This window comes from Allobosea sp. RIT-PG3_2 (assembly GCF_057321085.1).
In genome coordinates this window covers 442,030-467,213 of record NZ_JBXWCA010000001.1, presented here as the reverse complement: position 1 = coordinate 467,213, position 25,184 = coordinate 442,030, and the positions used below count along the sequence as shown (strand labels likewise).

15 protein-coding genes and 1 pseudogene are annotated in these 25,184 nt (G+C 65.7%); 6 read left to right on the top strand and 10 right to left on the bottom strand.

Translation table 11 applies throughout. The features are described from left to right. Window positions 1–28 precede the first annotated feature (28 nt). Window positions 29–1,270: an ABC transporter substrate-binding protein gene (locus tag AC2FAN_RS02000; protein ID WP_485172529.1), complete on the bottom strand. Its 1,242-nt coding sequence runs from the start codon at window positions 1,268–1,270 to the stop codon at window positions 29–31. 558 nt (window positions 1,271–1,828) lie between these two features. Between AC2FAN_RS02000 and AC2FAN_RS01995 the strand changes: the two genes are divergently transcribed. From AC2FAN_RS01995 to AC2FAN_RS01970, 6 genes are all read left to right on the top strand, one after another. After that, window positions 1,829–2,623, top strand: coding sequence for an SDR family NAD(P)-dependent oxidoreductase (locus tag AC2FAN_RS01995; RefSeq protein WP_485172528.1), 795 nt, complete (start codon window positions 1,829–1,831; stop codon window positions 2,621–2,623). A 50-nt stretch (window positions 2,624–2,673) separates the two neighbouring features. Beyond that, the gene (locus AC2FAN_RS01990; protein WP_485172527.1) at window positions 2,674–3,444 is read left to right on the top strand and encodes an SDR family NAD(P)-dependent oxidoreductase; all 771 of its coding nucleotides are present in this window, start codon (window positions 2,674–2,676) and stop codon (window positions 3,442–3,444) included. A gap of 91 nt (window positions 3,445–3,535) precedes the next feature. Beyond that, the gene (locus AC2FAN_RS01985; RefSeq protein WP_485172526.1) at window positions 3,536–4,276 is read left to right on the top strand and encodes an SDR family NAD(P)-dependent oxidoreductase; all 741 of its coding nucleotides are present in this window, start codon (window positions 3,536–3,538) and stop codon (window positions 4,274–4,276) included. Between the two features lie 93 nt (window positions 4,277–4,369). After that, window positions 4,370–5,149 carry an SDR family NAD(P)-dependent oxidoreductase gene (locus tag AC2FAN_RS01980; protein WP_485172525.1) on the top strand — a complete coding sequence of 260 codons (780 nt, stop codon included), beginning with the start codon at window positions 4,370–4,372 and terminating at the stop codon, window positions 5,147–5,149. Then, window positions 5,149–6,876 carry an FAD-dependent oxidoreductase gene (locus AC2FAN_RS01975; protein ID WP_485173043.1) on the top strand — a complete coding sequence of 576 codons (1,728 nt, stop codon included), beginning with the start codon at window positions 5,149–5,151 and terminating at the stop codon, window positions 6,874–6,876. Before AC2FAN_RS01980 ends, AC2FAN_RS01975 begins: the two co-directional genes overlap by 1 nt. A gap of 44 nt (window positions 6,877–6,920) precedes the next feature. After that, window positions 6,921–7,217, top strand: a complete 297-nt coding sequence (locus AC2FAN_RS01970) for a YciI family protein (RefSeq protein ID WP_485172524.1) — start codon at window positions 6,921–6,923, stop codon at window positions 7,215–7,217. 121 nt (window positions 7,218–7,338) lie between these two features. Here AC2FAN_RS01970 and AC2FAN_RS01965 read toward each other — a convergent pair whose 3' ends face one another. The 9 genes and pseudogenes from AC2FAN_RS01965 to AC2FAN_RS01925 all read right to left on the bottom strand — a co-directional run bounded on the left by AC2FAN_RS01965 (window position 7,339) and on the right by AC2FAN_RS01925 (window position 24,156). Continuing rightward, the gene (locus AC2FAN_RS01965) at window positions 7,339–8,055 is read right to left on the bottom strand and encodes an MgtC/SapB family protein (RefSeq protein ID WP_485172523.1); all 717 of its coding nucleotides are present in this window, start codon (window positions 8,053–8,055) and stop codon (window positions 7,339–7,341) included. A 155-nt stretch (window positions 8,056–8,210) separates the two neighbouring features. Continuing rightward, a complete protein-coding gene (locus AC2FAN_RS01960; RefSeq protein WP_485172522.1) occupies window positions 8,211–8,687 on the bottom strand; it encodes a DUF2493 domain-containing protein in 477 nt (158 codons plus the stop codon). A 119-nt stretch (window positions 8,688–8,806) separates the two neighbouring features. Then, the gene (locus AC2FAN_RS01955; RefSeq protein ID WP_485172521.1) at window positions 8,807–9,130 is read right to left on the bottom strand and encodes a hypothetical protein; all 324 of its coding nucleotides are present in this window, start codon (window positions 9,128–9,130) and stop codon (window positions 8,807–8,809) included. Window positions 9,131–9,184: 54 nt separating this feature from the next. Continuing rightward, on the bottom strand, window positions 9,185–11,893 hold the full coding sequence (gene mgtA / locus AC2FAN_RS01950) for a magnesium-translocating P-type ATPase (protein WP_485172520.1): 2,709 nt from the start codon (window positions 11,891–11,893) through the stop codon (window positions 9,185–9,187). A 348-nt stretch (window positions 11,894–12,241) separates the two neighbouring features. Beyond that, window positions 12,242–12,469, bottom strand: coding sequence for a hypothetical protein (locus tag AC2FAN_RS01945; protein ID WP_485172519.1), 228 nt, complete (start codon window positions 12,467–12,469; stop codon window positions 12,242–12,244). 404 nt (window positions 12,470–12,873) lie between these two features. Next, window positions 12,874–19,383: an autotransporter domain-containing protein gene (locus AC2FAN_RS01940; protein WP_485172518.1), complete on the bottom strand. Its 6,510-nt coding sequence runs from the start codon at window positions 19,381–19,383 to the stop codon at window positions 12,874–12,876. A 14-nt stretch (window positions 19,384–19,397) separates the two neighbouring features. Continuing rightward, the gene (gene ampH / locus AC2FAN_RS01935) at window positions 19,398–20,609 is read right to left on the bottom strand and encodes a D-alanyl-D-alanine-carboxypeptidase/endopeptidase AmpH (RefSeq protein WP_485172517.1); all 1,212 of its coding nucleotides are present in this window, start codon (window positions 20,607–20,609) and stop codon (window positions 19,398–19,400) included. Between the two features lie 187 nt (window positions 20,610–20,796). Continuing rightward, window positions 20,797–21,744 carry a LytTR family transcriptional regulator DNA-binding domain-containing protein gene (locus tag AC2FAN_RS01930; protein ID WP_485172516.1) on the bottom strand — a complete coding sequence of 316 codons (948 nt, stop codon included), beginning with the start codon at window positions 21,742–21,744 and terminating at the stop codon, window positions 20,797–20,799. Between the two features lie 258 nt (window positions 21,745–22,002). Then, a pseudogene (locus AC2FAN_RS01925) lies at window positions 22,003–24,156 on the bottom strand (autotransporter family protein). Window positions 24,157–25,184 lie beyond the last annotated feature (1,028 nt).

The window sequence follows — 25,184 nt, the reverse complement described above, 5'->3', positions numbered from 1 at the left end:
CGCTCAACTCGTCTTGATCGTGAGTGCGTTACGACGGGCGATCCATCTTGCACTTCGGATCGACCGGCACCGCGCTGTCCTCGGGCGAGACGACCTTCAGCAGCTTGAAGCCCATATCGGTCCCATCGACCTTGTAGCGAGCGTCTTTCGAGACCTCGGAAACGGTCACGGGGAGAAGCAGCTGATGGTCCTCCTTCCTGAACGACCAGCGGCCGGCCGGGCTTTCGTAGCTGGCTGTCTCGAGAGCCAGGGCGACGGCCTGCATGTCGACCTTGGCGCCCGGCTTGCTGACCTTCTTCAAGGCCTCGCCGAGAAGCAGCGTGCCGAATGCGGCAGTCGGCTCTTCGTTATAGGGGTAGTGGCCGATCGCTGCCTTGAAGTCCTCCGCGAAGGCTTCGCCCGCCTTGCCGCCCGCCTCCAGGTTATAGAGCTTCACGAGGACGGCACCCAAGGCCGAGGGCCCCATCGCGCTCAGCGCCCCGGTCGTATCGAGGCTGGTGTTGCCGACATTGGCCTTGAGGCCGGCGTCGCCCAGCGCGCGCATGAACAGGATGAGGTCGTTGCCCCAGTTCCCGCTCAGGATCGTGTCCGCGCCCGAGGCCTTGATCTGCGCGACGTAAGGCGAGAAATCCTGGATCTTCGCGGTGTCGTGCAGGGTCGAGCCGACGATCTGTGCACCGGCGGCCTTCACGTTGAGCGCCTGTGCCTTCTCGTGGTCGATGCCATACGAGTAGTTCTGGTTGATGCTGTAGACCTTGCTGCCCAGCTTGCCCGTATCCTTCATCGCGGACACGAGCGCCTTGATCCTGATGAAGGGGTTGCTGGCGCCCTTGAACGCCCAGAAATGGCATTTTTCCGCAGTGAATTCGGCGGCCTCGGATCCCTCCATCATGAAGAGGATCTCTTTGCCCTTGTTGCGCAGATTGTATTTGCGAACGTCCTCGGAGATTTGCGCGGTGATCGCCGAGTTGGTCGATTGGATGATGATGCGCGCGCCATCGGCGATGGCCGCCTTCAGCTTCTCGGCGGCGCCCGCCGTCTGATTGAGGCTGTCGTATTCGGTCACGACGATCGGCTCGCCGTTGAACCCGCCGTCCTTGTTCAACTTCGCGATGGCGTAACGGACGCCTTCGACGAAGGGGATGGCGGTCTGGGCGTTCGGCCCCGAGAACGCCTCGATCACGGCGACCTTGAGAGGCTCGGCGTGAGCGGCGGCGCTGCCGAAGGCGCACAACGCGGCGACGGCGGTAGAAAGAAGATATTTTCTCATCGAATACTCCCTAGGTATCGTATTTTATGTTGTTGTGAACTTTGGATAGGCAGCGATAGCGAATACGCAAGCTGAGTCCACCCGCTGCGATCGGATTCGCCGCGCTAAATCTCGGCCGTCGTCTCTCAGCTGCTTTTCGACTCGTCGAAGCGCGCCCGAAACCCATCAGGGGTCAAGCGTCACGCAGCGATTGACCATGGATCTATCCCAATGGCCGACAAGGGTTTTCCCCGGCCGGTCAGCCGTCTGTCGCTTGGGCGATTAGGGTCATTTCGCGGTTCCTCCCCCTTGTGCAGAACATTTTCTTGTGCGATCAAACTTCGCATATAACGAGAATACGGTCGCATACCTCCAGGGGGCTGTCAACGAGGCGGCGCGCTGGATCGACGCGGGGTAGAAGTATTCGATGTCGCATTCAAAATAATCTTCGAGCGAACGAACGTTCGAAGATCGCCCTGTCGTCGGTGACGGGGCGCGAGACGCGGGCGGCCTCGCAGCCGGTCCGTCACCAAAAACGAAGGCAGGAAACAGCTGATGAGTGCTCAACGCGAGGCGTGGTTGGATTTCTCGGGCAAGACCTGCGTGGTCACCGGGGCCGGCGGAGGTATCGGGCAGGAAATCGCGGCATCGTTCGCCGCCTCTGGCGCGAAGGTCGTCGTTCTCGACCACAGTCGAGAGGGGGCTGAAGCGACGGAGAGAATGATCCTCGACGCCGGCGGCGCGGCGATCTCGATCGTCGCCGACGTGACCGATGCGGCCTCCATCGATCGTGCCGTCGACCGGACGAAAGAGGCATTCGGGGACTGCGACATCCTCGTCAACAACGCAGGCATCCTGCGTTTTGGACCCTTGGAGACGGTCGCCCCGGAAACCTGGGACCTGACGATCGCCGTCAACGTCAAGGGCTATCTGCTATGTGCGCAGCGCTTCGGCGAGCACATGCGGCAGCGCGGCTCGGGAGCGATCGTCAACGTCGCGTCGATAGCAGCCACCGAACCTCATCCCTATTGCGGGTCCTACAGCGTGAGCAAGGCGGCGGTCGTCATGCTGACGCAGCAGCTGGCGCTGGAATGGGGCCCGTCCGGGCTCACGGTGAACGCCGTCAGCCCCGGCTTCATCCCGACGCCGCTCAATACCGAATTCTACGCGGTCCCGGGCGTGACCGAGCAGCGCAGCAAGCTCGTGCCTCTTCGCTCCCTGGGTTCGACGCGTGACGTCGCCAATTCGGTCATGTTCCTCGCCAGCGGCTACGCCCGATACGTCAACGGCCACAACCTGGTGGTGGATGGCGGGCTCTCGCACACCTCGATGATCCACGTCCCGCGGCCGGGCTACGACGACGGCGGGCGGTAACCGCATCTCGCTCATCGCGATCGAACAAGAAGTCCTAGGGAAGAAATCCAATGTCGAATTCCGATCAAGCCACGACGTGCTGGTTGCCGGAGAGATATTCGCTCTTGCATCGAACTGCGGTCGTTACGGGAGGTGCCAAGGGCATCGGCGCCGCCATCGTTCGCGAGCTCATGGCGCTGGGTTGCCGCGTGGTTGTGTGGGACCTGGACGTCTCCGCCGTCGAGACGATGCCGGGCAAGCTCGACGCCATCGCGGTCGATGTGACGAGCCAGGAAGCGATCGAGGCCGCCGAAGCCCAGACCGCCGCCCTTATCGGATCGCCCGACATCCTGGTGAACAACGCGGGCATCCAGGGGCCGACGGTCCCGCTGCAGGACTATGAGCGGACCGCGTGGGACCGTGTCATCGCGGTGAACCTCACGGCCGTCTATGCGGTCACCAGGATATTCGTGCCGGGGATGAAGAAGCGGCAGTCCGGACGGATCATCAACATCGCTTCTGTCGCCGGGATTCGCGGCCTCACCGACGGCTCGGCATATGGCGCGTCGAAAGCCGGGGTGATCGGCTTCTCCATCGGGCTATCCAAAGAGCTCGTAGGCGACGGCATCACGGTCAACTGCGTCGCTCCCGCGCTGATCGATACGGATCTCAAACTGCAGATGTCGGCGGACTTCATCCAGAAGGCGACCGGGCGCGTTCCCATGGGGCGCCTGGGGAAGGCGGAAGAAGTGGCCGCCAGCGTGGCCTGGATCGCCACACCGGCTTGCAGTTTCACCACCGGCGCCGTGTTCGACGTCGCCGGCGGAAGGCTCGGCCTGTAACGGGCGCCTCTCGCGCTCGATGAATCGAAGGGCCGGTCGCATCGCGCCTCGGGCCGTCGTCGTCGCATCCAAGCAGAATTGGCGTTAGAAAATGAGCCAGCAAACAACCAGGCCGATCGGCCTCGTCACCGGTGCAGCCAGGGGCATCGGGCTTGCGACTGCAAAGCGGTTGGCAACCGACGGTTTCCACGTGGTGATGACGGACATCGACCGACAAGCCGTCGAGGCTTCGGCGGCCGCGCTTGCGGAGGCGGGCCTGTCGGTCGAGGCACACCAACTCGACATCCGGGACGAAAGCGCCTGCGAGTCGCTTCTCGGTCGTTTCGCTCGCATCGACGCCTTGATCAACAACGCGGGAATCTTCGAGGTCAAGAAGACGGCCGACCTCACCACCGACGATTTTCGCCGGATGTTCGACATCAACGTGATCGGCATGTTCGTGTTGGCCCGAGGCGCCGCGGCGCGCATGACGTCGAGCGGGCGTATCGTCAACATCGCGTCCCGAGCCTATCTCGGCGCGGTCGACTACGCTCACTACGTCTCTTCGAAGGCCGCCGTCGTCGGTTTGACCCGCGCCCTGGCGCTCGAACTGGCTCCGCGCGGAATTCTCGTGAACGCGGTCGCGCCCGGCGTCATCGACACGCCGATCCTGGCGGCCTGGAGCGACGAGGCCAGGGCCAAGCTGGCGACGGCCCAACCCGTCGGCCATCTGGGTCGGCCCGAAGACATCGCGGCGATGGTTTCGTTCCTCGCCTCTGCCAAGACCGAATTCATCACCGGCCAGACGATCCTCGTCGACGGCGGGCGCTCGCTCGGCGGGCTCGCGACTTGAGAGGCGGCGCATCCAGCTTGCGCGCGGCATCCAGGCCTGAGCGCCCGGATCGCGCGCGATTTTACGGCCATCGGGTCGAAAAGGGATCTAAATATGCTTCGGTTGAAAGATAAGGTTGCCATCGTGACGGGCAGCTCGTCCGGGATTGGCCTTGCCATCGCAAAGACCTTTCTACGCGAGGGCGCCACTGTGCTCGGCGTCGATCAGAATGCCGCTCCGGCCGACTTCGCCGGCGCTAAGGCGTTCGACACACTCCAGCTGGATCTCACCTCGCCGGGAGCCTCCGAGCGAGTCGTCGCGCACGCGATGGAGAAGCACGGCCGCGTGGACATCCTCGTGAACAACGCAGGCATCGGCAATTCACGGCCGGTCCTCGATACCAGCGACGAGGACCTCGCTCGTTATCTCAGCGTGAACATCGCTGCGCCTTTCGCGCTTTGCCGGTCGGCGATCTCCGTGATGCGGGGCAAAGGCGGCAATATCATCAATATCGCCTCGGTATTCGGGATGTTGGGAACGGCGCGCGCCTCCGCCTATGCCGCGACCAAAGCGGGCCTGGCAGGGCTGACGAGGCAGTTGGCGGCCGAGTACGGCCGGGACGGCATACGCGTCAACGCGGTTTCGCCGGGGCTTATCGCCACCCCGCTGGTCCGCGAGCGGCTGGAAACGAACCCATGGTTTCGGCGGTCGATGATCGAGGATTGCCCGTTGGGCCGCCCGGGCCGCCCCGAGGAAATCGCGGAAGTCTGCGCCTTCCTCGCCTCCGATGCGGCGAGCTTCGTGTCGGGCATCGTGATGCCCGTGGACGGTGGCTGGTCCGGCACCAAGTTCCTGCCGGAGCCGTATGCCGAGGCGGAAGCGGGATCGCTCTGATGCACACCGTCTCAAGGGGCGGGGCGGCGGCCGATGAGGTCGTCGACATCCTTGTCTTCGGCAGCGGAGCCGGCGGACTGGCGGCAAGCCTCTTCGCTGCCAAGCGCGGCATGAAGGTGCTGCTGTGCGAGAAGTCCGGCTTGCTCGGCGGCACCACCGCGACTTCGGGGGGCGTGCTTTGGGTGCCCGGCAACCGCCAGGCGAAAGAGGCGGGGATCGATGACACGATCGAGCAGGCGCGGACTTATCTCCGCCATGAGCTCGGCAACTATTATCGGGAGGATCTCACTGAGGCGTTCCTGGAGAGCGCGGGCCCGGCAATCGACGACATCGAGGATGGCACCTCGGTCGCCTTCGACCTGATCCAGTCGCCGGACTACCATCCGGATAGCCCGGGCGGCGTCGACAAGGGGCGCTCGATCATGGCGCGCCGCTACGACGGCAATCAACTGGGAGCGGATTTCGAACTGGTGCGTCCGCCGATGGACAGGCTGATGGTCTGCGGCGGCATGATGGTCGGCCCGGACGAGATTCCCGCTTTCGTCAGGCCTTTCGCCTCCCTGGCGAACTTCAACCGCGTCGTCAGACGGCTGGCGCGGCACGGCCTTGATCGGCTCAAATATCGGCGGGGTGCGCAGGTCAGCAACGGCAACGCTCTGGTTGCGAGGCTGCTTCACAGCCTCAGGATGCACAAGGCCGAGATCTGGGTCGATGCGCCGTTGAAGGAGCTGATACGAACCGGGAACGGCGTGGAAGGGGCGATCGTCGAAAGGCAAGGACGTGCCGTTCGGGTGCATGCGCGGCTGGGGGTTGTCCTCGCGACGGGCGGGTTCCCTCAAGACCCCGCGCTTCGCCGTGAGTTCTCCGCTTCTTTCCCGCACGACCATTCGATGGCGTTCGAGGGAAACACCGGCGATGGCCAGCGGGCAGCACGCGCCGTCGGTGCGGTCATCGACACGGAGCTGAGCAGCCCCTGCCTCTGGACCCCATCTTCTTTGCTGAAGGAGCATGACGGGAAGAACGTCCCGGTCATCTACGGCTATCTCGACCGTGGCCGCCCTGGGATCATCGCGGTCGACCCCGAGGGACGCCGGTTCGTCAACGAGTCCAATTCGTACCATGACATCGTGGCGGCTCTGTTCCAGCGCCGGGCATCGCTCGGGGCTGGCGCGGATGCCCCCTTCCACTTCATCTGCGACGCGGCCTTTGTTCGAAAGAACGGTCTGGGTGCGATACGGCCCTGGCCATGGTCGCCCGGTTTGTCGCCATTCGTTCGGAACGGCTACATCACCACAGCTCCGACCCTGCCGGAGCTTGCGCGAAAGATCGGTATCGATCCGGATGCCCTCGCAGCGACCGTCGAACGTCACAACGCATTTGCCAAGACCGGCAAGGACGTCGATTTCGGCAAGGGATCGACGTCGTTCAATCGCGTCTGGGGCGATCCGACTGCGGGACCCAATCCCAATCTGACGCCGATCGCGAAAGCCCCCTTCGTCGCCCTGCCCATCCTGCCGGCGACGCTCGGTACGGCCGTGGGGCTCAAGACCAATCGTGACGCTCAGGTGCTCGACGCCTCCGGGGCGGTGATCCCAGGCTTGTTCGCGTGCGGGAACGAATTGGCCTCGTCTATGCGCGGCTTCTACCCGGGCGGCGGGATCACGCTCGGCCCTGCAGTCGTATTCGCCTACAGGGCGGTTCTGAAAGCGCTGGATGAGCAGGCCTGATCTTTTTTGGTCTCGCTACTTCGAAATGGATAGGAGAGATATCAGTGCCCTATGCGATTAGCTGGATGGATGAGCCGGGAACCGCTGAGCTGCGCCGGGATCTCCGAGATGCCCATCTGGATTACATGCGCAAGAATGTCGGCAATGTGCTTGCGAGCGGTGGGCTTCTTGACGATTCCGGCGAGACCGGGATCGGTGGACTCATCATACTCGATACTGACAGCCGGGAGGTGGCTGAGAATTTTGTGAAAGCGGACCCATTCTACACGGGTGGGCTCTACAAAAACCCGACGGTCGTCAGATGGCGGAAGGCCTTTTACGACGGGAAGGCCTATATCTGACCGGAAGGACGCGATCGTCCCGATCAAGCCATGCCGTGGTGATCTGCATGGCGGAAGAATCCTGCGTTGCCGGTCGCCGCTGCGACAGCGCCACTTTCGGGCTGGCCCGCGGGGCGAGGTGCTAGTCGGCTGTGCTGCTTTCCCATGTCGCGTGGGAAACGGCAGGTAGACGTTCCAGCTTTTCGACGACGTGATCGAGTTCTTTGCGGTCAACCGCCGTGCTCACCAGCCTCGCCACGATATCCACCACGTCTTCGCTGCGTTCGATCGTGGTGATGTCGCTGACCGGATATTGCGCGGCCTCCAGATAATCGATCAGCGTCTCACGCGTCTCTCCAAGGGCGGCCGGAGTGGTGGTCGCGACCACCTCATAGGTGGCTTCAAGAGCGCGTTCGTTGAACGGAATGCGATTGATGGCGTTGACCACAGGTCGCAGCAGGGTGTTGCCGGCAATCACGAACACCGTCACCAGAGCGGCCTCGGCGATCATGTCGGCGCCGGCGCAGGCTCCGACCGCTGCCGAGCACCACAATGTCGCCGCCGTATTGAGCCCGCGGACGTTCATGCCTTCCTTCATGATCACGCCCGCGCCGAGGAACCCGATGCCGGAGACGACATAGGCGATCACACGGATCGCGCCTTCAGCCCCTGTGAGCCTCATGGCCAGGTCGACGAAGGCGGCGGCGCCCACCGCCACGAGCACGGTGGTCCGCAGCCCGGCGGTGCGCTGGCGATATTGCCGCTCCGCGCCGATCAGCGCGCCGAGGAAGAACGCCGACAGCAAGCTCGCGAACGTGTCGAGAAAGGGAAGAAGCGCGAAGGTCTGGACGAAACGCATCGATAGTCTCCGGCACGGCGAGGGAGCGTTTTTCTATCCATGAAAGCTCAGCTCGACGGGCAAGCCGGCAAAGCCCGCTGCGAGGCTTTGCCGGAGGTGGTTTCAAAAGCGGTCGCCACGCAACGCCATTTCTGTTCGCGCGCCGCGTGGCTCCCTCACGCTGTGGCGGAGCTTTGTGACGATTGAACCGGCCGGAACGGGCGGAGCGAGACGGGGTCGTCGCCTTGGACCGCAGATCGCGGTATTTCCGCATCTTCCGGGGCCTTAGTGCCCGACGGCTCGCCATCGGGAGAGACGACGACAACCTGTATCGAACGCTCCTTGGTCCGACGGACGAGGTCGGCGGTGTGCCGGCCGCCCGGAAAGGCGACCACCAGATCGGGCCGGCTGTCTTCGAGCATGAAGGCATTGCGCAGGCTCTCTGCCCGCTTACCGAAGTATTCCCAGTTGGGTGGGTAGCGAATAACGGCAACGCCGTTGCGGCGCGCCCAAGCCTCGGCGGCGATGCCGACACCCGTCACGCTGCCGTGAATCAGGACCTGGATGGGGCGCTGCCAATGCAGCCGAACCAGCTCGCGGTGTACGGTATCAGCGTCCTCGAAGTGACGCCCACCACAGATCAGAACACGCATGGCTCTGTCCTTTCGGGTTGATATGCAGGATGTGCGAGAGGCAGATCGGCTGCCCCTTCTGACGCTGCGGCAGCTGCCAGAGCCGCCGCAGTTGCATCTCTGGTCGCACCGGAATGCGATCAGTGGCGAACCGGCATTCGCGTCGGTTTGCCGGCGGGCGCCGCTAGCAGCCGGGTGAGGCATTCCGGCAATGGCTTGCGCTCCTCGCTATCCTCGGCGGTTGCTCGGGACGGGCCTCTCGACACGTCCCAGCAGCGCAGGCTGAAGCGCCGGAGCTTCTCCGCGATGCGGGTGGCTATCCGCAGGATGCCCAGCGGAAGATAACCGGCGCGAAACCCCTTGAAGCTCGAGCGCAGCAGTCGATCCGCAACGCGCAGACTGGCGCGTGCGACAAACAGCAATGCTTGGTGCTTCGTGTCGGCGATATTGATGGCGAGCCGCATGGCCGCCTCCTTTTCGGGAGCGGCGCTGCGGAAAACCGCAGCGCCATCAAGGGGTCAGAGCCACTTTCCAAAGTAGCGGATGTAGGCCGTCTTCAGCAGCTGCGTCAGGACGCAGTAGCTGAGCAGGATGCCGACCAGCCACGGGAAGTAGGTCATCGGCAGGGGTTGCAGGCCGATTGCATCGCCCAAGGGCGAGAACGGCACGTAGATCCCGAAGGCCATGATCGCGCCCGTGAGCAGCAGCACCGGCAGGGATGCCGTGCTTTGAATGAACGGAATCTTCTGCGTCCGGATCATGTGGACGATCAGCGTCTGCGAGAGCAGCCCTTCGATGAACCAGCCGGACTGGAACAGGGACTGGTGCTCGGGGGCGTTCGCAGCGAAGACGTTCCACATCACCAGATAGGTGACGATGTCGAAGATCGACGAGATCGGCCCGATGAAGATCATGAAGCGGGCGATGTCCTTGGCTTCCCACTTCCGGGGCTTGGCCAGGAATTCACGGTCCATGCGATCCCAGGGCAGCGAAAGCTGGGAGAGATCGTAGAGCAGGTTCTGGATCAGCAGATGGATCGCGAGCATCGGCAGGAAGGGCAGGAAGGCGCTCGCGACCAGGACCGAGAAGACGTTCCCGAAGTTCGAGGAGGCCGTCATCTTGATGTACTTGATGATGTTGCCGAAGGTCTCGCGGCCCTTGATCACCCCGGCCTCGAGCACGAGCAGGCTCTTCTCCAGCAGGATGATGTCGGCGGATTCCTTGGCGATATCGGCCGCGGTGTCGACGGAGATGCCGACATCGGCGTCACGCAGGGCCGGCGCGTCGTTGATGCCGTCGCCCAAATAGCCGACGGTGTGGCCGTTGGCCTGGAGCGCCTTGATGACGCGCGCCTTCTGCAGAGGCGCCATCTTGGCGAAGACCGTGGTGCGTTCCACGACCTCGCGCAGGGCGTCGTCGTCGAGCGACTCGATGTGCGGACCGAGGATCGGGGTGCCCCCATCGAGGCCGACTTCGCGGCAGATCTTCAGGCAAACGACTTCGCTGTCGCCCGAGAGGACCTTCACGGCCACGCCGTTGTCGCGCAGGGCGCGCAGCGCCGGCGCGGCGCTTTCCTTTGGCGGGTCGAGGAAGGCGAGGAAGCCCTGCAGGACGAGCTCGCATTCGTCCTCGGATGCGTAGCGCATCTTGGCGTCCGCCACGGGGATCTCACGCGTCGCGACCGCAACGATGCGCAGTCCGTCCTCGTTGAACCGCCGCACGAGATTAAGCAGCTTGACTCTCCTAGCGGCGTCTAGCGGGAACACGCCGCTGCCTTCCTTGACCCAGGAGGAGACCGCCAGGGTTTCGTCGACCGCTCCCTTGCACACCAGAAGCTGTTCGCCGCCCGGGGCCTGCACCACGACCGAAAGCCGCCGGCGAACAAAGTCGAAGGGCAGTTCGTCGACCTTCCGGAATTGCACCGGGCGCCGGAAGTCGGCCGAACGGCGCCGATCTTCCGCCGCCTCGATCACGGCCGTGTCGAGCAGGTTCTTCAGTCCCGTCTGATGGGCGCTGTTAAGCCATGCCAGGCGCAGGACCTCTTCGTCCTCCTGTCCGGTGACGTCGACATGCCGTTCGAGGATGACCTTGTCCTGCGTGAGCGTGCCGGTCTTATCGGTGCAGAGCACGTCCATGGCGCCGAAGTTCTGGATCGCGCTCAGGCGCTTCACCACGACCTTGCGCTTGGCCATGGCCACGGCGCCCTTGGCCAGATTGGCGCTGACGATCATCGGCAGCATCTCGGGCGTCAGCCCGACCGCGATCGCCACCGCGAACAGGAAAGCCTCCCACCAATCGCCCTTGTTCAGGCCGTTGATGACGAGGACAACCGGCACCATCGTCATCATGAAGCGGATCAGCACCCAGCTGACGCTGTTCACGCCGCGGTCGAAGCTCGTCTGCGCCCGCTGGCCGACGATCGACTTGGCGAGCGAGCCGAAATAGGTGCGCGCGCCGGTCGCGACGACGACGCCCGTGGCCGTGCCGCTGACCACGTTGGTGCCCATGAAGCAGGTGTTCGGCAGGTCGAGCAGATCGGTCCCGATGCCGGCGCGATCCATCGCCGACTTGCCGGCGACATTGCCGAGCGTGTCGTACTTCTCGACTGGCAGCGATTCGCCGGTGAGCACCGCCTGGCTGACGAAGAGATCGCGCGATTCAACCAAGCGCAAATCCGCAGGGATCATGTCGCCTGCGGAAAGCAGCACGATGTCGCCGGGAACCAGCTCGCGCATCGGAATCTCGGCGCGCTCGGGCTTCGCGCCGTAGCGCGAGCGCCGGAGCACCGTCGCTGTCGTGCGAACCATGGATTTGAGCCGCTCCGCCGCGCGCGCCGAGCGGAATTCCTGCCAGAAGCGCAGCCCTACGCTCAGGCCGACCATGACGGCGACGATGATGACCGGCTTCAGATCCTCGGGATCGCTGACGTACTGGATCAGTGCCAGCGCGACGAGGACCAGGATGAACGGGTTCTTGAACGCTGCCAGCAACTGCAGGGTCCAATGAGGTGGCTTGTCGTGCGCGACCTCGTTTGGACCATCCTTGGCAAAGCGTCGCGTCGCCTCCGCTTCGACCAGGCCTTCAGGCCCGGTCCGGAGGATTTCGAGTGTCGTTTCGAGATGGTTGCGGGCTTCCAGCGCGGCGCGCATCGAAAGCTTCGGTTCGGCCGGAGCTTTTCCGGTTGGACGTGGATCCAGCTTGGATCCGGACTTGCTGGTGATGTTCATGGCTGCGCCCTTTCGGCCGCCCATGGCGGCGCGGGCGCAAGCTGGCGCGCCTCAGGAAGGCGACGCTGCGCACCCGCGCTCCGAAGGAGGCGGCGAAAAATTCAGAGGGATCGGTCGAGTGGGGGCGCTCGCCGCCGGCTTTCGCCGCACGGCGAGCGTGCGACTACTTCCAGGGTCCATGATGGCCTCCGGCATGCAGCGAATGGCGGATCCTGCGCGAGGACCAGACCAATGACGCGGGGGCAGGGCACATGACTGCGCGCGGGCGCGTTCCGTCGGCGAACCAACGGATGGCCTTGCGGGCGATGCTGGCGAAGCGTTCTGCCGCGGCAGAGAGGACGAGGCTTTTCATCGCTCGCCTCGCGTCATCGTACGGGTGTCGTCAGCCTTGCCGACCAGCGTCCATTCGCAGGTCAGCTGAGCGGATGCAGCGTCAACGCGCCAGGATGCGGCGAGACGCGGGGGGTACGACGCCGTCGGCGAACGATGGTCGCCGCGGCCGCAGAAGCTGGGGAGTTGAGTCGAACCTTTCAGAGCATGAAAGGCATGATGTGATGGATTGAACGAAACGTTCATGGCGCACTCCTTCGACCGGTTCGCACCGATCGAAGGCGAGCGACGGACAGCCCTAGAGCCGTGCGAAACCCGCCCGGCCGGTGCGTCCGGGGGCAGTCTTGCAGAGTTGAGATTGCGCCCGGCAGGCCACAATTGCAGCCGAATGGGCGCAGCTAGGGTAGCTGTCCATTTTTATGCTTGCTGATGCTGTAAAGAAGGTCCGATCCAAGCCGGACAGAACCGCGGTAACCCCTTCGATTCTGCTTGTCAACATATCGGGCGCGGCGAGATGTAAGATCTCTGGCTCAGAAACATCCTGGAGATCTGACCTCGGGCCCCGCTGCTCGAATATCCATTCCGGATATCCGCAACGGCCTTTGCCCTCACGCGATTCTGGCGTGGATGATGCGGACCGGCCCGGACGCCTAGAACGACACGGCGAGCCTCGCGTTGAATGCATGATCGGCAGCGCCTTTCGCGATCTGGCCCTGGTAGGACACGTCCAGTTCGGCGTTCTGCCCGATTCTGGCGCCAATGCCCGCACCGACGATCATGGCATCGCGCGCGATAGGGACGCCGGCGATCGAGAAGGGCGCTCCCCCCGCAAAGCCCTGCGAGGAAACCGGCACGACGTCGCCGCCGGCATGGCGCCAGCCCAGCGTTCCGTTCAGTGTCGCTGCTGCTCCGGCGAGCTCGAACTGCATTTGGATGCGCATCCCAAGCGTCGCAAAGGCCACCGCGCTCGTCTGGGGTTTGGCAAAGAGGGCCGCCGCGCCGCCTTCTTCGCGGATGGAATCCGTTCGCAGCGCGACGTAAGCGAGATTGGCGAAGGGCTCGAGGGCAAAGCGCCCCAGATCGAAGCGATAGGCGGCTTCGCTGAAAGCCTGGAGCGTCCCGGCGCGGTAACCCGCCGTGAGCCTTTCGGCAAAGCCCGGGAAGGCCGCGAGCCGCGAAGTCGAGATGTCGTGGCCGGTATAGCTCAGTCCGCCGCTCAGCCGGAGGCGGTCGAAGCGCGCGGCGCCATAGAGGCCGATATGATAGCTGTCAGTCTCGCCGGACGATGCACGGCCCGGAGCCGAGAAGGTCGAACGGGAGTAGCCGGCGGCGATGCCGATGCGCACATTCTCTCCCAGCGCGGCATCCGCGCCGGCCATGATACCGCCCGTCGCGCGCCTGAGCGAGGCAGCATTCCCATCGCCCTCTGTGTGCCCCCAGGAACCGAAGCCGCGCGCCCATGCGGCAAGGTTGGGTTCCGTCAGGGTCGAAGCCGTGCCCGCGCTCGATGCATAGGCCAGGGTGGCGATCCGTGGCGCGCCGATGGCGGCGAAGACGGAGCGGAGCCGTTCGCTGACCGAATCCCGGATTATCGAGCTGCCGTCGATCAGTGTCGTTTTGGCGGAGGCGTGGATTTCGCCTGACAGGCTGTCATAGGCCTGTCGGACAACCTCGGTGTCCCGCAGCTGCGTGAAGCGCTGCCAGAGCGGATTCGTGTCGGAAAGCCCCTCCAGGCCGAGGCTGGTCTGTGTCTGATTGCGCGTCTGCGCGACCGCGGCGAAGGGCAGGTCGTTGCGCACGAGGGTCAGGTCGACGCCGGTAGCATCGTAGGCGAGCGTCGGATCGAGGAAGAGGAATCGGGAGGAAGCCCCGTCGAAGCGGCCCGCGACGCCCCCATCCGCGGCGAGGATCCGATAGCGCTGGAAAGGCTTGTAGAAGCCGTCCTGGCCGATATGCACGACGCTGCCGCCGTCGAGGCGCGCCGTGCCGCTGGCATGGACCAGATCGCTCTGCGTTCCTTCGGCGTTGACCTCGACTTCGTAGGTCGCCCCTGTCTGGAATGTGATGTCGCCCACCACGCTGAGCGTGCCGATGGAATTTCCGGGAGCCACCGTCGCGCCGGATCGAAGCGTTGTTGCGCCCACGGTCCCGTTGCCCTGGAGCCTCGCGCCGGACTGGATATCGAGCGAGCCGCCGAGCGTGCCGTTCACTGCAAGCGTTCCGGCCGTGACGGTGGTCGCCCCCGTGAATCCGGCGCTGTTTCCGGTCAGCTCGAGAAGGCCCCCGCCGGCCTTGAGCAGGCTGCCCGTGCCGGAGATCGCGCCGGCAAGGTTCGCATCGGCACGCTGGTCGAGGATGACGGTGCCATTATTGGCGATGTCGCCTCGGATCGAAAACGCATCGCCGATCAGTGTGCCGGCCTGGACGATTGTATTGCGATAGAAGCTCGGCCCGGCGAGCGTCAGCGAGCCCGCTCCCGTCTTGATCAGGTCGCCGACACCGTAGATGCCGCCCGAGGCCGTCGCATCGAAGCCATTCGTGTCGAGCGTGCCGTTGCCGGGCAGAAGCAGCGCTCGGCCGAGGGTGAAGCCGGCACCGAACCGCAGATTTCCGCCGAAAAAGCTGAGTGGTGCGTCGGCGGCGCCGAGATTGGCATCCGCCGAGGCTTGCAGAGTGCCGGCCAGGATGGCGGTGCCGCCCGCATGGCTGTTTGCCGCCGTGAGGGTGGTGACGCCGCTGCCCGACTGGATCACGGCGCCGGCGCCCGAGATCGTCCCCGCGAAGGTCAGGTTGTCGGAGCGGTTGAAGCTGAGCAGACTGTTGTTGACGACATCGCCGGCCAGAGTGCCGCTCGTCCCGCCATCGCCGATCTGCAGCATGCCGGCGGTGATGGTCGTGCCGCCGGTGTGAGCGGCGGTGCCGGCCAGAACGAGCGTCCCGCTGCCCTCCTTGGTCAGGTGATCGCCGAGCATGAGGCCGCTGCTCTTGAAGGTGGTCCCGATCAACGTATCGATGACGCCGGAGCCCTGCAGGATGATCGGCCGGGTGCTGTCGATGTTCGCCAGCGCCGCCAATCGGCTGCCGGAGATCAGGAGCGGGGCGGCGGCCGCGCCGAGATTCGCGTCGCTGGTGATGGCGAGTGTTCCGCTGATGACGGAGGTGCCGCCGCCATGCGTGTTGATGCCGGTCAGCAGGAGCGTCCCTGCGCCCGCCTTGGTCAGCATGCCGTCGCTGCCTGTGATCGTGCCGGCGAAGGCACTGTCCTGAATCTGGTCGATCGTCAGGTCGCCGCTGTTGCCCAGCGCAACTTCGCCGCCAGTGCCGGCGAGCAGGCTCACGGTCAACGGAAACCCGTTGAGATCGAGCTTTCCGCCGGTGAGCACGTAGCCTGTGTGGGAGGGCAGGGCGCCTGCGCTTTCGGCCCGCACGGTGCCGGCGCTGATCAGCGTGCCGCCGGCCCAGCTGTTGCTGCCGGACAGGGCGAGCGTGCCGTCGCCCCATTTGAGCAGGCCGCCCGCTCCGCCGAGATTGCCGCTCAGCCGTAGCGTCGTACCCGCATCTGTATCGAACGCCCCGGAACCGCCGAAGATCACGTTGCGGGCGGACAGCATATCCGCTGTTGTGCGCAGACTGCCATTCTGGAAGGTCAGTCCGCCGCTCGCCGCGCCGAGATTGCCGTCTCCGGCGATCTGGAGGACGCCGCCCGCGATCGTGGTTCCGCCGCCATAGCTGTTGGCGCCGCCGAGGACTAGCGTGCCGTCGCCGGTCTTGGCGAGGCCGTCCGATCCGGTGATCGTCGCCGAGATCGTCGCCGTCTCGCCGGCAAGGACACTGATCTCGGGAACCGGTATCGAGAAGCCGCCGCCGCTAAAACTGTGCAGGTTCAGGCTGCCGCCTGCGCCGCCCGCGAGGGTGTAGCTGCCGCCGGCGAACTGAAGCCCCACCGCGTTGTGCGCACCGTCGATCGTCACCACCCCGCCGGGGCCGCGAAACACGCCATAGCCGGAGCCCCAGCTCGTCGGAACGCTACCGCCGAGATCGAGCCAGTTCGCGTTGCCGGCGTTCCAGTTGCCCGTGCCGCCTCCCGAGGAGGTCGTGCCCCAGAGCTGCAGGATGTTGAGGCCATTGGGCTGGACCAGCAGGTCGACCACGCCGCTGCGTGTGGTGTCGACCTGATAGTTGTAGGCGATAGGGGTCGTCGGCGGCGTGGAGCCGATGAGGAGCAGGTTGCCGGACAGCGCGCCTGCATAGGTGAAAAGACGTTGGTAGCCGATGCCCGGCTGCGCGCTGCTGCTCGCGATGCCGATGTTGAGCAGCGCGCCGTTGAGCGCCAGATTGCCGCTCACCTGGACGGCGGAGGAGCCGGGAAGGGCGACACCGGCCAGTGTGGCCGGAAGCTGGTAGCCGACGAAGCTGCCGGCGTTGAGCGTGAAATCGCCGGTGACGAGCAGCGGCGCCGCCGTCCCGAGCGTGAGGGTACCTCCGGCATTCGCGGTCAGGCCGCCGGCGATCGTCAGCGAGGTTGCACCGCCGGGCGCGAGCGTCCCGCCATTGCCGATCGTCGTCGCGCCGATGCGGCCTTCGCCCTCGACACGCCCGCCCGCACCGATCGCGAGAGTGCCGCCGAGCTGCGCGCCCTGCGCGATCCTGAACGTACTGGCTTCTACAGCGGTCGCGCCGGTGAATCCGCTGCTGTTGCCGGTCAGGGTCGTCGTGCCCGAGAGGAAGCGGATGCTGCCGGCGCCAGAGATGGTGCGGGAGAAGCTGTAGTCGCTGGCGATATGATTGAAGACAAGTGCGCCGGAGCCGGCGCCGAAGCGGATATCGCCCGCCAGGGTTCCCGGAGCGACCGCAGCCTGGCCGGCTGCTGTGCCGATATTGACCGCGCCGCTGCTGCCGACGTTCCTGGCGACGTCGATCCTGCCGCTGCCGCCCGGGCTGACGCTGCCCCCATCCGAAACCGTGAGCGCGCCGGTGCCCGAAAGCCCGATCGTGATCGCGTCCGCTGTCAGGCTCGATCCGGCTCCCGTCACGGTGACGTTGCCGTCGCCGCCCGCCTTGTCGCCAGCTGTGACGGCCATAGCGCGGACCTTTCCGCCAGCCGCGACGGTCAGGCTGCCGCTGCTGGTGTCGCCGACGGTGATGCCGCCGCTGCCGCTATAGGCATTGGAAACCTCCCAGCTGGCATTGGCTCCCGCGACGCGCATCTCGGCCGAGGGGCCCGAGGCGCGGTTGATGTATCCATCGCCATAGGTCAGCAATCTGGCTCCGGCCGAGAGCACCAGCGTTCCCCCTTCGACATCCACCTCCCGGTTTGACGCGAGCGGCGTTCCCGACAGCGCCCAGGTGCTCAGGCCGGTTTTGACGAGGAGCGGGAATGATTTGTATGTCCTGCCAAGCGCCGACAGGTCGAAACTGCTGTTCTGGTCTCCGCCGAAGATCAGCCGTGGCGCGAACGCGCCGCGGACGTCGCCGACGATGTTCGACCCGGCTCGCAGCTCCAGCGCACTCATCGCGTTGTAGAGGATGATGGCGGGCGCGCGTGTCCCGTCGCCATTGAGCCCGCCGCTGATCGTGCCGCCATTGACGACCGTGGTGGAGCCGAAGGCGAGGATGCCGCTTCCGCCGCGCGCCGCGGTGCTGCCCGCACCGGCATTGCCCCCGGCGATGGTGCCGAAATTCGTGATGCTCGGGCCGCCCTGCATCCGGATGGCGCTGCCGCCATCGCCGGCCTCGCCATCGCTCCCGCTCGTACCCTGCGTGACGACGGCTCCCTTCCCCGAGGCCCCGCCGTTACCGCCGGAGATCGCTGCGCCGGCTGCGTTGAGGACGGTGCCGTTCTGGACAAGGACGCCATCGCCACCGTTGCCGCCTTTGCCGCCATTGCCGGCGGTGAGGCCACCACCGCCATTGCCGCCGCGGCCGCCGTTTCCAGCGGCGATTGTGCCGCTGTTGTCGATCCAGAAGCCGTCGTCCAGGAAGACTCCGCCACCGCCATTGCCACCATTGCCGCCGTTTCCGGCGACCTCGCCGCCGACCGACCCGTTGCCGCCGGCGCCGCCGTCACCGCCGCGGATAGTGGCTCCCGCCTGGCTCGTGATCGCGTAGTTGGTGCTGCCCAGCTTGAGGCCGAGGATGCCGTATCCGCCGCCGCCGCCGCTGCCTCCCGATCCCGAATAGCCGGGGCTGGCCGGCAGGCTCGGGAAGTCGGTGCAGGAGACACCGAATTCGGTGTAGGTGCAGGTCGGGATGCCGTCGCCGGTTCCGCCGTAGCTGGTGCCGGATATGCCGCCATTGCCGCCCTTGCCACCAGCGCCGCCGGTCACCAGGCCATTCGTCGCGATGGTCAGCCAGCCATGGTCGACGATTCCAGGGCCGCCGCCGCCACCACCGCCACCGCCACCGCCCACTCCGCCGGGCTGGGCCAGATTCATGTAGATCCAGTAGCTCAGAATGCCATTGCCGCCGGTTCCGCCGGCTCCGCCCGCGCCACCCGCGCCGCCGCTGATCTGCTGGCCGATGCCGGTGACGGTGGTGCCGAAGCCGGATTGCCAGCCGAGCGCGCCGCCGCCGCCGCCGCCACCACCGCCGCCGGCCCGTCCCGCCTTGCCGAAGTCGATGCCTTTGTCCCCCGTGCCGCCCGGGTTACCGCCACCGCCCGCGGCGCCGGAGACCGAACCGGAGGGAAGCGGCGAGCCGAGGCCGCTCGTGACCGGGCCGATGGCGCCAGCCCCTCCCGCCGTGCCGCCCTTGCCGCCATGTCCGCCGCTTCCGCCGCCAGCAGAAGCGCCTGGAGAGCCCGCTTGATCGCTGGCGCCGCCGCCGCCGCTACCGCCCTGATAGGGATTGCCACCTCCGACGAAGCCGCCACCCCCGGACTGGACGCCATGATCGGACGAGGGCCCTGCCGAGCCGCCGCTGCCGCCGGCCACATATTGCGCCTGGGCGGGGACAATTGCTGCGACAAGACCGCAGAAGGTGACCGACGCAGCCAGAACCCGGGCGGCTCCGGTGAACGCCGTCGTCGAGGACAGCTCGGACAGGAGGCTGTTTCGCGGCGGCTTTCCGGTCGCTGTGGCGATCGATACCGAAACAGGGGGGACGCGCTCGGCTCCCGAGCCGGCCGCTTGTCCCGTCCCCCGAATGCCCGGCTGTGCCATGGGTCAGAGCCGTCCTACTGTGCCGGCGCTAGCTCTGCCGCCAGATCGCGGACCGCTTGCCGCAACCCCTCGAACATGCCGAAATCGACCCGGCTCACGGACACGAAGATACCGAGCTTCCGGTTGGGCGCGAGCACGACATAGCTCATGAAGCCGCCGAGGCCGCCGCTTTTGCCGAGGAGCAGGGGGACGCGCTCGCGCGGGCGGCTGACGATCCAGCCGAGCCCCATGCCGATCGAATCCGTCGCCTCGACTCCGACAAGTCGGGTGAGCCCGTCATGCGGTCGCCATATCGCATGGGCGAGCGTGCGGGCCGGCTGGCCGGCAATGTCGTCCGCCAGATGCCAGCGCATCCATTTCACCATGTCGTCGGCCGTGGAATAGATGCCGGCGCTGGCCTGCATCACCTCGGTCACCTCCCAGTTCGGGTCGGGCTTGCCCAGCGGGTCGAGCCCGGACATCAGGCGAGGCTTCTGGGTCTCCGACAGCGCGAAGCCAGTGTCGGACATCCCAAGCGGTGCCGTGATGCGTGTCTGGACAAGGTCCGCGAAGGCTTTGCCGCCCGCCTTCGCGAGTGCCTCGCCCAGCAGGCCGAAGCCGAAATTCGAGTAGATCGCAGCCGTCCCCGGGCGATAGGCGGGGCGGTGAGTGGCAATCCAGTCCCAGTAATAAGTGGCCTTGAAGCCGGCGAAAGGGTTCTTCTCGCCAGGCGGCGTGGCGGGATCGGCAAGCTCCCGCGGCAGGCCGGCTGAATGGGTCGCGAGGTCGAGCAGCGTGATCGGCAGGTCGCCGAAGGGCAGCGGCGCCTTGCCCGCCGGAGCATAGCGGGCAAGCGGAGCCTCGAGCGAGACGCGGCCTTCCGCGGCCATGCTGGCGAGAAGATCGCCTGCGAAGACCTTCGAGATCGACCCGACGCGGACGATCGAGCGGCCATCGGGCTCCTTGCCGTTGCCGGGACTCGTCTCACCATAGCCCGCCACGAAACTGTCCTGTCCGTGAACGACGGCGAGCACGAGGCCTGGGGCACGGGCATTGAGGAACATCGCGACGCCGGCCATCGAGGCGGCGTCCCGCAGGGCGAGGTCTTCGGCTGCCGCCGGACGTGGCAAGCCCGATGACAGCGCGACGACGAGGGCCGCGGGCAGGAGGGAGTGGAGCGCCGCACGGCGCTTGACCGCGCCGACGATGCCGAGAACGGAGCTAAGGCGGAGATGGGGAAGCGGCACGGTGAATCTGGTGTTTCATCCTCTGATCGGATGAGAACGGGAGTTCGCGCCGGCGTCCCAGTTCAACAGTATTTCGACCAATCGACATGCGGGTTCGGTGAATGACCGGACCGCGCGAGCTTGATGACGAAAATTTACCAATCGGAAGGGATTTCGAGCGTGCCCGTTGGTATCGGAATCTCCCTCGTCAGACACCGAGCCGCTGGCGGAGTTCCTGTCTATGGCTGCGCGAAACCGGCCATGTCTCGGCGAAATGCCTGAAGGCGATATGCCAGCGGTCTCCGCTGGCCCGGTCCAGGCCTTGCACATGCTGCAGGTTGACGATGGCGGTGCGGTGGATGCGCAGGAAAGACGCCGACGGCAGGAGCCCCGTCCAGAGAGCCAGCGGGCGCAGGTCGAGCACCTTCGTTCCGTCGCGAAGCCAGACCTCCGCATAGTCGCGCGCCGACCGCACCCCGACGATCGCGTTCAGCTCGACGCCGACTGCTCGCCCCTGCCGGCGCAGATAGATCAGCGGCGGGAAGGTATTTGCGCTGCCGCTCGGCGCCGGCTTCGCCCGCTCGCCATAGCGCGCCAGCCCGATCAGCTCCGCAGATTGGAACAGGGCCTTGATGTCGGACGGCGGCCACCGATGGTACGCGGCCGTGGCGTCGAAGCCGATGCAGGCCTTCAACCGCCCCTCGTGAAAAACCGGGACGCTGAGCACGCTCTTGTCGCCCTGACGGAGCATTTCCACCTGCAGCGGGCGTGCCGGCCGCGGCAGATCGGCCACGCGGTTGATCATCACGGCCTCGCCGGCAGCGAGGAACTGATGCAACCAGGCGATCATCGTCACCGGCGTATTCTGAAGGTCCTCGACGAAGGAGTGGACTCCTTCCCGGCTCCATTCATGGGTGTTTCTGAACCGCAGGAGATCGTCGTCGTACTCGAACATCCAGGCCCGGTCGGCGCCAGCCGCTCTGCCGATCTCGGCCAGAGTGGCTGAGATCGCCGCATCACCTGGCTGTTGCATAAGCTGCCTGGCCGCCAGATAGGCCCAGTCCGGTGCCGAATGGGCGGCGCAGGCAGCAAATGAAAGAACCTCATAGACGCTATCGCGCCATTCGGTTTTCGTGATCTGCTCGGTCGGATGCATCGCACCGGTTTGTCGATGCCGGCTGGCTGTCACAGACGCGATCTCCACTCCAGGTGATCGTGTCATGAGACCCTGATTCTGCGCGCGCCAGAATAGGCCATCCGGGACAATCTGCTCGCCGTGAAGATATGGCGTTCGGCTGGCCGCGAATGTCCGTTTCCCAGCCCCGGAGACGGGTCGGCCTTCACGAGAATCTGACGTGGTTCGAAACATCTCGTCGAACGAATGTTGCCTGGAAGCTCGCGTCAATCTTCCATGCTACCAGGTCACGCGAAGCCCGACATTGCCGCTCAAACCGCGATTGCGGTTCGAATCTGTGTTCGTGAGATAGCTCGCCTTCGCATAGAGGCTCACCGCCTGGGTGATCTGCGCGCTGACACCGCCGCCGATTTCAAAGGCGGTCGCTTCGCGCTGGGTCGTGATCAGGTTGGTATCGAAATAGGTTTTGTCGCTGCCGCCGAAGCTGCGCCAGAGATTGGCGGTCAGATAAGGCCTGATCTCCGTCGGGCCCCAGAGCAGGCTGCCCTGCAGGCGCGCGCCGATACGCCCTGTAAACGCGTCGGTTCCGCCCTGTTCGATCGAGGAGAACAGGTCGCTCGTCCGATCGAGCGATGTTCGTTGCCAGATGAGCTGGCCCTGCGGCTCCAGGACGAAGCCACCGCCCAGCGCAATGGGATAGCCTGCCTCGACCTAGCCGGTGAAGACCGAACCGTCCGCCTCCGAACGAATGCCGCGGTCGGAACGCGGCGTGCCATCCAGCCAGCTGTTCATCAGGACGGTGTCGACATACCAGCCGCTCGGTCCGATATGGGTCCAGTAGGCGCCAAGGCTGTAGGAATTGAGCCCGAGCTTGCCCGTGGATGCACGCACCTGCCCGAGGGCGAAGCCGCGAACATCACCTTCGGCTCTCCCATAGCCGAAGAAGGCGCCGAAGCGGTCGCGGTGACCGCTTGGCCGGTCGATGCCATAGAGATCGAGGCCGGTTTGCAGGCCGATGATGCTGCCTTTGAATTCCGGGCTGACATCGCCGGAAAGCCGCTGCTCTCGTTGCTGGCCGAAGACGCGTCCCCATCCGGCTGATGCGATGCCGGTTGCCCGCAACAGCTCCTGATCGCCCTGGCGCTCGTGGAAGGTTCCGAGCGTGCCGAGGGCGAGCATGCGCGCGGTTGCGGGAGACAGCGCATTGGGCGCTACTTCGGGGCGGTAGAGCGCCACCACCGGCCCGTCTGGCGTCGCGATCGTTGGCGCGCCCGGGGATGGCGGCAAGATGGCGGTTGGGGCTCCCGGCGCCGGCTGAGGTTGCGGCGTCACGGTGGACGGCGCTGGCGCGGTGGAGCGAAGATACCAATTCTGCTCGGTGCCAGGGGTGACGCCGCCGCGATAGAGAGCGTATTCGAAGGCCCCCGCCGCAATCGGCCCCGCCTGCGTGAAGGCTCCGGCCGCGGTCGTCGCGCCGTTGATCGTATCGACAACCCGGATACCGCTGCCCAGGGTCAGTGCGCCGGTTCCGCCCAGGTTGACGACCGTGATGCCCGTCTGCCCGCTCGCCGAGCCGCCGGAGATGATCAGCTGATCGGAGGGCGAGGTGCTGTCGCCGAGCACCGTTTGCAACCTCAAGCCGCCATTCAATCCGATATAGCTGCCGATGATGGTGAGGCTGTCGCTCGCGGCCGCAGGGCCGTTGGTGAGATCGACGGTGCCGGCGTTGCTGACCGTGATGAACTGGCCGGCCGTGAAGGGCGCGATCGCATGGATGCCGTTGCCGGCAAAGACTGTGCTCGTCGCGTCGATCGACAGCGTTCCCGTCCCGCTGCCGGCATCGCCGAGCGTGAGCGTGCTGGCGAAGGTAAGCTGAGAGTTGTTGGTGAGCTCGAACAGCTCCCAATTGGTGAAGCGGGCGACGCCGGTTGCGCTCGTATTGACCCAGGTCAGGCGGTCGACACCGAGCCCGCCGTCGATCACGGCGCCCGGCACGATGTTCGCTGTCGTCAGGTTGGTGAAGGTCGCCACGTCGTTGCCTGCACCCAACCGAAAGCCGGATTCGAGCACGCCGCCGCCGTTCCAGTTCACCGTGTCGGTGCCGCTCCCGCTGAGCAGGAAGCCGCCGACGCTGCCGCCGGCAATGTTGAAGACGTTGTTGCCGTTGCCGAAATTGACGAGGCCGCCGATGCGCCCGCCGGCCAGGTTGAGCGTGTCGTTGTTCTGAGCCGCCAGCACATTGCCGACGACGAGCCCGCCCGACATGGTGAGGATGTTGTTGGCGAGCGTCATGTCGATCGAGCCGATCTGGCCGCCGGTGACCGTGACGAAATCGCCTTCGTTCAGGCCCCCGGTGATGACGCCGCCGGAGATCGTGGCGAAGTCCAGCTCGCCGCCCTGGTTGACGTTGCCGTTGATCGTGCCGCCGGTCATCGTGAAGCGATCGACGCCATCGCCGAGGCCGCTGCCCTGATCGACGGTGCCGTTCACCACGCCGCCGCGCATGATGAAGGTATCGGCGCTGTTGCCCTGATTGACGTTGCCGTTGATCACGCCGGAATTGTCGATGACGATCGAGGCGTTTCCGGTGCTGACGATGTCGCCGTTGATCGTTCCGGTGGCGAGGTTGTTGAGGGTGTTGAGGCCGTTGCCGGCAAAGGTGATCGCGGCGCCGGTTCCGCCATTGATCTGAGCTGCCGCGCCGCCGAAGCCATTGTTGATGACGATGGTCTGTGCGGCGCTGGACGCGCCGGTGCCGGCAGCGATCGCATTGGTCGATCCGCGAATGATCCCGCTATTGTCGATCACCAGCGAGCGGGCTGAAGCGCCCGCCGCAAAATTCTGGTTCACGCCCACGCCGGCGCCGCCTCCCGTCGCCGTTCCGGCGATCGTCGCGCCGGTGGCATTGACGATCCGGATCGTCGAGATCGCGTTGCCTTGCAGGAGAGATATGGCGAGCGCGTTGCCGGCCCCCGCGTTGGTGGCGGAGATGCTGCTGAAATTGTTGAGAATGCTCGTGCCGGCGCCCGTACCGGACAAGAAAGTCACGCCTGTCAACGCGGTGGCGGCGTTTCCGGAAGCGGCAATCGAGCCATTGTTGTTGAGCACGTTTCCAGCCGTGTTCAGGCCGAAGGTGACGGCCTGTCCCGTCGCGGGAGCCTGCAGGACGGTGCCGCCCGGCACGACATCGACGGTGAGCGGCGTATTGGCGGGCGCCGCGAAACCGTCGCTATCGGAGCCCGAGCAGGTCACCGTCGCGCCTGGTCCCGGCGGATCGGGCGCGCACTGCGCCCAGGCAGGCAAAGCCGCCAAGAGCCCAAAGAGACCCGGCGCAAGTGCAGGCATCAAGCCGCGAGTAGAATTTCGCCTTGTCCTGGTCTCTCGCAGGCGTCGCCGCATATACAGGCCTCGCATGTAGTCGAGCCCCGGTATAATGCTGCCGATGGAGCATGAAGTCGACC

Coding starts and splice junctions, on each gene's coding strand:
- AC2FAN_RS01960 (WP_485172522.1), bottom strand. CDS start 8,687: ATGCGTGTTCTGATCTGTGGTGGGCGTCACTTCGAGGACGCTGATACC.
- AC2FAN_RS01990 (WP_485172527.1), top strand. CDS start 2,674: ATGTCGAATTCCGATCAAGCCACGACGTGCTGGTTGCCGGAGAGATAT.
- AC2FAN_RS01975 (WP_485173043.1), top strand. CDS start 5,149: ATGCACACCGTCTCAAGGGGCGGGGCGGCGGCCGATGAGGTCGTCGAC.
- AC2FAN_RS01985 (WP_485172526.1), top strand. CDS start 3,536: ATGAGCCAGCAAACAACCAGGCCGATCGGCCTCGTCACCGGTGCAGCC.
- AC2FAN_RS01945 (WP_485172519.1), bottom strand. CDS start 12,469: ATGAACGTTTCGTTCAATCCATCACATCATGCCTTTCATGCTCTGAAA.
- AC2FAN_RS01930 (WP_485172516.1), bottom strand. CDS start 21,744: ATGCATCCGACCGAGCAGATCACGAAAACCGAATGGCGCGATAGCGTC.
- AC2FAN_RS02000 (WP_485172529.1), bottom strand. CDS start 1,270: ATGAGAAAATATCTTCTTTCTACCGCCGTCGCCGCGTTGTGCGCCTTC.
- AC2FAN_RS01955 (WP_485172521.1), bottom strand. CDS start 9,130: ATGCGGCTCGCCATCAATATCGCCGACACGAAGCACCAAGCATTGCTG.
- AC2FAN_RS01980 (WP_485172525.1), top strand. CDS start 4,370: ATGCTTCGGTTGAAAGATAAGGTTGCCATCGTGACGGGCAGCTCGTCC.
- AC2FAN_RS01965 (WP_485172523.1), bottom strand. CDS start 8,055: ATGCGTTTCGTCCAGACCTTCGCGCTTCTTCCCTTTCTCGACACGTTC.
- AC2FAN_RS01940 (WP_485172518.1), bottom strand. CDS start 19,383: ATGGCACAGCCGGGCATTCGGGGGACGGGACAAGCGGCCGGCTCGGGA.
- mgtA (WP_485172520.1), bottom strand. CDS start 11,893: ATGAACATCACCAGCAAGTCCGGATCCAAGCTGGATCCACGTCCAACC.